The organism is Pseudomonas sp. CFII68, from assembly GCF_000416195.1.
In the GTDB taxonomy this organism is placed as follows: domain Bacteria; phylum Pseudomonadota; class Gammaproteobacteria; order Pseudomonadales; family Pseudomonadaceae; genus Aquipseudomonas; species Aquipseudomonas kilonensis.
Genome location: NZ_ATLN01000064.1, coordinates 1 through 4,480, shown reverse-complemented (window position 1 = coordinate 4,480; position 4,480 = coordinate 1). Strand labels below are relative to the sequence as shown.

Sequence of the window (4,480 nt, the reverse complement as noted above, 5' to 3'; positions counted from 1 at the left end):
AGAGGAACTGGCATTTGCCGTTTTCTGCCCGTAGGCCTTTCCATGAACCCCGCTCTGGCAGTCCGTCGAGGGTCAACTCATCTCTGGAACGAGGTGACTCATGAACGTCAGGTTTTCAATGGCGTACATATACCCAGAGAATCTCGGATCTCCATCGTTGAACGCCTTTGCCGCTTTTTGTGCGTTCTCAAGACTGTCCCACACGGCTAAATCCACGAAGACTCGATCGTCGTCCATAGGGCAGTAGGCACGGTACTCGATCAAACCAGGAAAGGTCTTTAACGTTTCACGAAGCCCTGCACGGAGCCCAGGCATTTGCGCAACGCATTCCTGTTTGACCTTGAAAATGGCAAGTTCGAGTACATGAGACGAGTGCTGCATAGGAATGACCTTCCGCGTGTTAAGGAGTCCCCATTATTAGTGGCTCATACTGACAGCGTAGTGTCAGTAGCGATGATCGCTTTCCACTGACTTGCCTGGTGCTTCATATACGCTTGGAGGTCCAGGGCAGGATTGTCGGGTGGCGGTTGTTGGGCAACAGCGATGGAGGTGATGCGATCGACCCGAAAATCGCGGTAAGCCACCCTGGTGCAACACCAGCTTCCAACTGTCCACTTTCCTCCCCAGTAGAAAAGGCCAAGGGGGCAAATGAGGCGTTGCGAAACCGCACCGTCCAAACGGGTATACGTTATTTTCAGTGTCTGAGTGTTTTCGATGGCATTTCGAAGCGTTGCCAGATGACCACGCGTGGAGGAAGGTGTTGTTCCAAGTGCCCTGATTTTTGCCGTGCTGGGGTCAACCTTGTGATGGACCAGAGACGCTGAGATTTTGCTCAACAACATCCTTGCAGCAGCACTCAGATCGTTATCGGCGGAGGCTGAAAGCATTTCCATACCGAGCATCAACGCATCCAGCTCGAGCCTGTTCAACGTTAAAGGCGGCATCTCGAAGTCGGCATCCAAGGCATATCCCACACCGGCGGTCCCATAGATTGGGATTCCACTGAAGGAAAGGTCATCGATGTATCGATAGATCGAGCGAACGGAAACGCCAATTCGGTTCGCCAGTCGTTCAGCAGAGATTGGCTGATGGACACGAATCAGATTCACCAATTGAAATAAGCGATCAGCTTTACGCACCTGGTGCGCTCAACTGAGAGCTCTTTGCAAACTCAATGGCCGCGTTAATGGCAGCCCGAGCCTGGGGGCTATTCTTCCAACAAGTCGAACCCACTGCAGCCGATGCCTGAGCCAGGATGTCACAAACATTCGCTTTGCCGAGCACCGCGAGCGAATCAATGCCCATCTGCTCAAGGCGAGCGATAACGGCCGGCCCTACGCCTTTTAGGGCCAACAAGGCATTCTGTTCCATCAGTGGAAATGGCATCCGTAAACTCCTGTTATCGGCCAATGAAGCGACAGGAGTTTGCCCCACGGGAGAGTGCATCTCAATAGATGGACTCCATCACCCTGAGCGTGGCCATCAGGAAGGCAGGTTCGGCAGACGTCTACGAAGAAACATCAGCCGAAGCTCAACTGCCTCAACGACCTGAATGTTGTTTTTTTACACTACTTTCAGCCTTCCGCTCAAAATAGGCATGAACAAACCACAGTGCCATGGCAAACCCGGCAAAGCCAAAAATGAAGAGCAATACCTCTATTGCAGCACCTTCATGAGAAAACATTGTGTTCACCTCATCCTTAAGTGGGTTGACCAAAAATCGCCACGCTTGAAACTTCTCGTAACAATCCAAACATTTTCAGGGTAGTCGCCAACAATCTGTGTGGCAACCCTTAGCCCAGCATAAACCCCCGGTCTAGACAAGTCGCCGACCAATGACACCCTGCCCCGGCGGACCCATGTGTGGTTTCATAACGGTCGATCCAGACCCTCCAAGGAGCAGTGGTGAACACCCAGGACGAATCAACCGCAACCCCGTTACACGAAGAGATGATCGCGAAACTGCCGAGCGGCTGGCGGGAGCGCTTCAAACATCACAGCTGGCGCCCAATGACCGTCGGCTGTTCGGATGCCGCGGTCTTTCGCCTGGATGCCCCCGGCGCCCCCGCCCTGTTCGTCAAGACGGAACCTGCCGGAGCGCTAAGCGAACTACGCGACGAAGCGGCAAGGCTGCGTTGGCTGGCCTCTACCGGCACCCCTTGCGCCCATGTCCTTGATGAAGCCCACGAAACAGATCGGGACTGGCTGTTGTTAAGCGCCGTGCCGGGGGTGGACCTGCTGTCGGCCCCCATCGACGAGGCGGCCAAGGTCAACGTCATGGCCGACGCCCTGCGCCAACTCCATCAACTCGACCCGGCCGATTGCCCCTTCGACCATAGCGCCCGCCATCGCATTGCCAAGGCCAGAGCCCGAATGGAAGCCGGGCTTGTCGATCAGGAGGAATTGGACGAAGAACACCAGGGACTCGCCCCCGCCTTACTCTTTGAAAAATTGCTAAACCGTCAACCAGCCGAACAAGATCTCGTCGTGACCCACGGCGACGCGTGCATGCCCAATATCATCGTCGATAACGGTCGTTTTACGGGTTTCATTGATTGCGGTCGGCTGGGCGTCGCGGATCGATATCAGGACCTGGCGCTGGCAACTCGGGACATTGCCGAGGAGTTGGGCGAACAATGGGTCGCGCCGTTTCTGCGGCGATATGCAGTGCTCGAAGCCGATCAGGATCGAATTTATTTTTATCGGCTTCTGGATGAGTTCTTCTAGCACCGGCGCCCGCTGGTGACTGACGATCAGCAACAACCAGGCGCAATGTCACGTTGTTCATGAAGGCCGGGAAGCTGCTACCACAGAACTGGCTCTCTGCCTGACGCTCTCAACGTGAGGGTGCCCTTGCATTAGAATGACCGCTCAACTCATATGGAACAGGACTGATCCGAATGGAAGCGCGAGCGACTTTTTCCACCAAGAACTTCAAACCCACTGACCTGACGCCCACGCCCAACATTGCAACAGGCTTACCCGTGTCGATCAGCTTCATGGAAAAGTCCTATACGGGAGCTATCGATGGTATTTCTTCAACATCCTTTACTGCGGCGTTCGACCAAGCGTCAAGAAGGGGCAGCTACATCGCACTGGAGAGCTTCAAGGGCACGGTGAATGGCGTAGAGGGTTCCTTTAACTTTATTCATTCCGCCTCCACTACCGGAACTGATCGTGCAGACGAGTTTTTCTGCATAGTTGGAGGCAGTGGTACGGATGGTTTGGAAGGAATATCCGGGTCAGGAGGGATCACGATTGACACCGACGGAACGCACCATCTCTGGTTGGCTTACCACCTCGAATAATTTAGCAAGCCTAAAAGGACACCACCCCTGATGCACATCAGGGAGGCGCCTCGCTGGGTGCTTACTGCGGGAGATGGGCAGCGGCCATGAGTTTGATCCAGTCTGCATGGACGACTGAATGGTCACGACCCGTATGTGTACCTGAAGGAGGTTCTCGCGCGCCCGTCGACGCAGCGGACGAGTGAATTACGTTCAAGCTGGACTGGTGATTACAGCGTCTGGAATAAAGCCGCGCCAAGCGATGGGGGACAGCAGGAATACAAAGATAAGGAACGCCACCTGGGACAGGTAGAACGGCTCCAGCCACTGCTGCTTCAATGCGACGTATAAAGTGTTGTGAGCTACGTCGACCAAGATGATCGCAGCCGTAAGCACGATTCCGACTCTTGGCTTGAGAAACAGGAGCAGAGCTGCGAGCGGGTCAAAAAATGTAAGTGCTCCCCAAAAAATACGGCTCGCCAAATAAGCGCCAGGTCCGTATCCGTAGTCCCAGAGCAAACCATGTAAAGCAGCTGCACAGATGTGATTAGCCGTGGCGACAAGAAGGCAACATGCAAACAACACTCTGACGAAGAATGACAACCTTTGCATAGTTTTATCTACAGTCGCGATCCAAGCCCTGTGAAAGGTGTCGAGCCCTTAGGGAAACAGGGCACCGACCGTGATTATGAATTTACCCATAATCATGGTCGGTTCACGTTTGCCCTACCCACACCAGTTTTCAACTGCAAACGCGTTGAGCTATTGACCTATTCAACGACCGAACGGCTGTTGCGCCAGAACAGGTACGCCAACCCCACCGGCGCTACGAAAATCGCGAACGACCAGCACATGGCCATGGTGAAAGCCTTCACCATCAGCATGAACAGTGCATTCACGAAAAAAACATTGTTGCCCATGATGTAGCCGACAACGCTTTCGTAGACGAACCGAGAATACGGATAAAGCAACGTGTTGATGATCGCCAACACGATCAACCCAGGCTTCGCACCGATTCCTGCGGGGCTGTTGGCCGCCAGGGAGATGATCATCACGGTAAACACCAGCCCAAAAAGAAACTGGCGGATGTAGTAACTGGTTGTAAGACCGCCAAAAGTCTTGGCGAAAAATGAGTGCATAAGAGATCCCTCTAGAATGCTGGTTTAAACGAGGCGCCCCAAATGGGTTCAACC

General features: G+C 53.9%; 8 protein-coding genes and 1 pseudogene. 3 read left to right on the top strand and 6 right to left on the bottom strand.

Features of this window, described 5'->3' with window-relative positions; genetic code table 11:
• Positions 1-72: 72 nt before the first annotated feature.
• From CFII68_RS17130 to CFII68_RS27670, 4 genes are all read right to left on the bottom strand, one after another.
• On the bottom strand, positions 73-381 hold the full coding sequence (locus CFII68_RS17130) for an antibiotic biosynthesis monooxygenase (RefSeq protein WP_018605234.1): 309 nt from the start codon (positions 379-381) through the stop codon (positions 73-75).
• 44 nt (positions 382-425) lie between these two features.
• Positions 426-1,139, bottom strand: a complete 714-nt coding sequence (locus CFII68_RS17135; RefSeq protein WP_018605232.1) for a YafY family protein — start codon at positions 1,137-1,139, stop codon at positions 426-428.
• On the bottom strand, positions 1,132-1,386 hold the full coding sequence (locus tag CFII68_RS17140; RefSeq protein ID WP_018605230.1) for a hypothetical protein: 255 nt from the start codon (positions 1,384-1,386) through the stop codon (positions 1,132-1,134). The genes CFII68_RS17135 and CFII68_RS17140 overlap by 8 nt, the downstream gene beginning before the upstream one ends.
• 154 nt (positions 1,387-1,540) lie before the next feature.
• Positions 1,541-1,684 (bottom strand): hypothetical protein, encoded by a 144-nt coding sequence (locus tag CFII68_RS27670; RefSeq protein WP_162843738.1) that lies wholly within the window; start codon positions 1,682-1,684, stop codon positions 1,541-1,543.
• Positions 1,685-1,950: 266 nt separating this feature from the next.
• Here CFII68_RS27670 and CFII68_RS17145 point away from each other — a divergent pair, with 266 nt between their 5' ends.
• The 3 genes and pseudogenes from CFII68_RS17145 to CFII68_RS27665 form a co-directional block, all read left to right on the top strand.
• Positions 1,951-2,727, top strand: coding sequence for an APH(3')-II family aminoglycoside O-phosphotransferase (locus CFII68_RS17145; protein WP_033062581.1), 777 nt, complete (start codon positions 1,951-1,953; stop codon positions 2,725-2,727).
• Between the two features lie 173 nt (positions 2,728-2,900).
• Positions 2,901-3,308, top strand: a complete 408-nt coding sequence (locus CFII68_RS17150; RefSeq protein ID WP_018605225.1) for a DUF3224 domain-containing protein — start codon at positions 2,901-2,903, stop codon at positions 3,306-3,308.
• Between the two features lie 71 nt (positions 3,309-3,379).
• Positions 3,380-3,497 (top strand): annotated as a pseudogene (locus CFII68_RS27665) (transposase domain-containing protein); the annotation flags it as partial.
• 3 nt (positions 3,498-3,500) lie between these two features.
• On the opposite strand, the gene CFII68_RS17155 reads toward CFII68_RS27665, so the two are convergent.
• Positions 3,501-3,899: a hypothetical protein gene (locus CFII68_RS17155; protein WP_018605223.1), complete on the bottom strand. Its 399-nt coding sequence runs from the start codon at positions 3,897-3,899 to the stop codon at positions 3,501-3,503.
• 158 nt (positions 3,900-4,057) lie between these two features.
• Positions 4,058-4,426 (bottom strand): hypothetical protein, encoded by a 369-nt coding sequence (locus tag CFII68_RS17160; protein WP_018605221.1) that lies wholly within the window; start codon positions 4,424-4,426, stop codon positions 4,058-4,060.
• Positions 4,427-4,480 lie beyond the last annotated feature (54 nt).

Coding starts and splice junctions, on each gene's coding strand:
- CFII68_RS17160 (WP_018605221.1), bottom strand. CDS start 4,426: ATGCACTCATTTTTCGCCAAGACTTTTGGCGGTCTTACAACCAGTTAC.
- CFII68_RS17140 (WP_018605230.1), bottom strand. CDS start 1,386: ATGCCATTTCCACTGATGGAACAGAATGCCTTGTTGGCCCTAAAAGGC.
- CFII68_RS17155 (WP_018605223.1), bottom strand. CDS start 3,899: ATGCAAAGGTTGTCATTCTTCGTCAGAGTGTTGTTTGCATGTTGCCTT.
- CFII68_RS17145 (WP_033062581.1), top strand. CDS start 1,951: ATGATCGCGAAACTGCCGAGCGGCTGGCGGGAGCGCTTCAAACATCAC.
- CFII68_RS27670 (WP_162843738.1), bottom strand. CDS start 1,684: ATGTTTTCTCATGAAGGTGCTGCAATAGAGGTATTGCTCTTCATTTTT.
- CFII68_RS17150 (WP_018605225.1), top strand. CDS start 2,901: ATGGAAGCGCGAGCGACTTTTTCCACCAAGAACTTCAAACCCACTGAC.
- CFII68_RS17130 (WP_018605234.1), bottom strand. CDS start 381: ATGCAGCACTCGTCTCATGTACTCGAACTTGCCATTTTCAAGGTCAAA.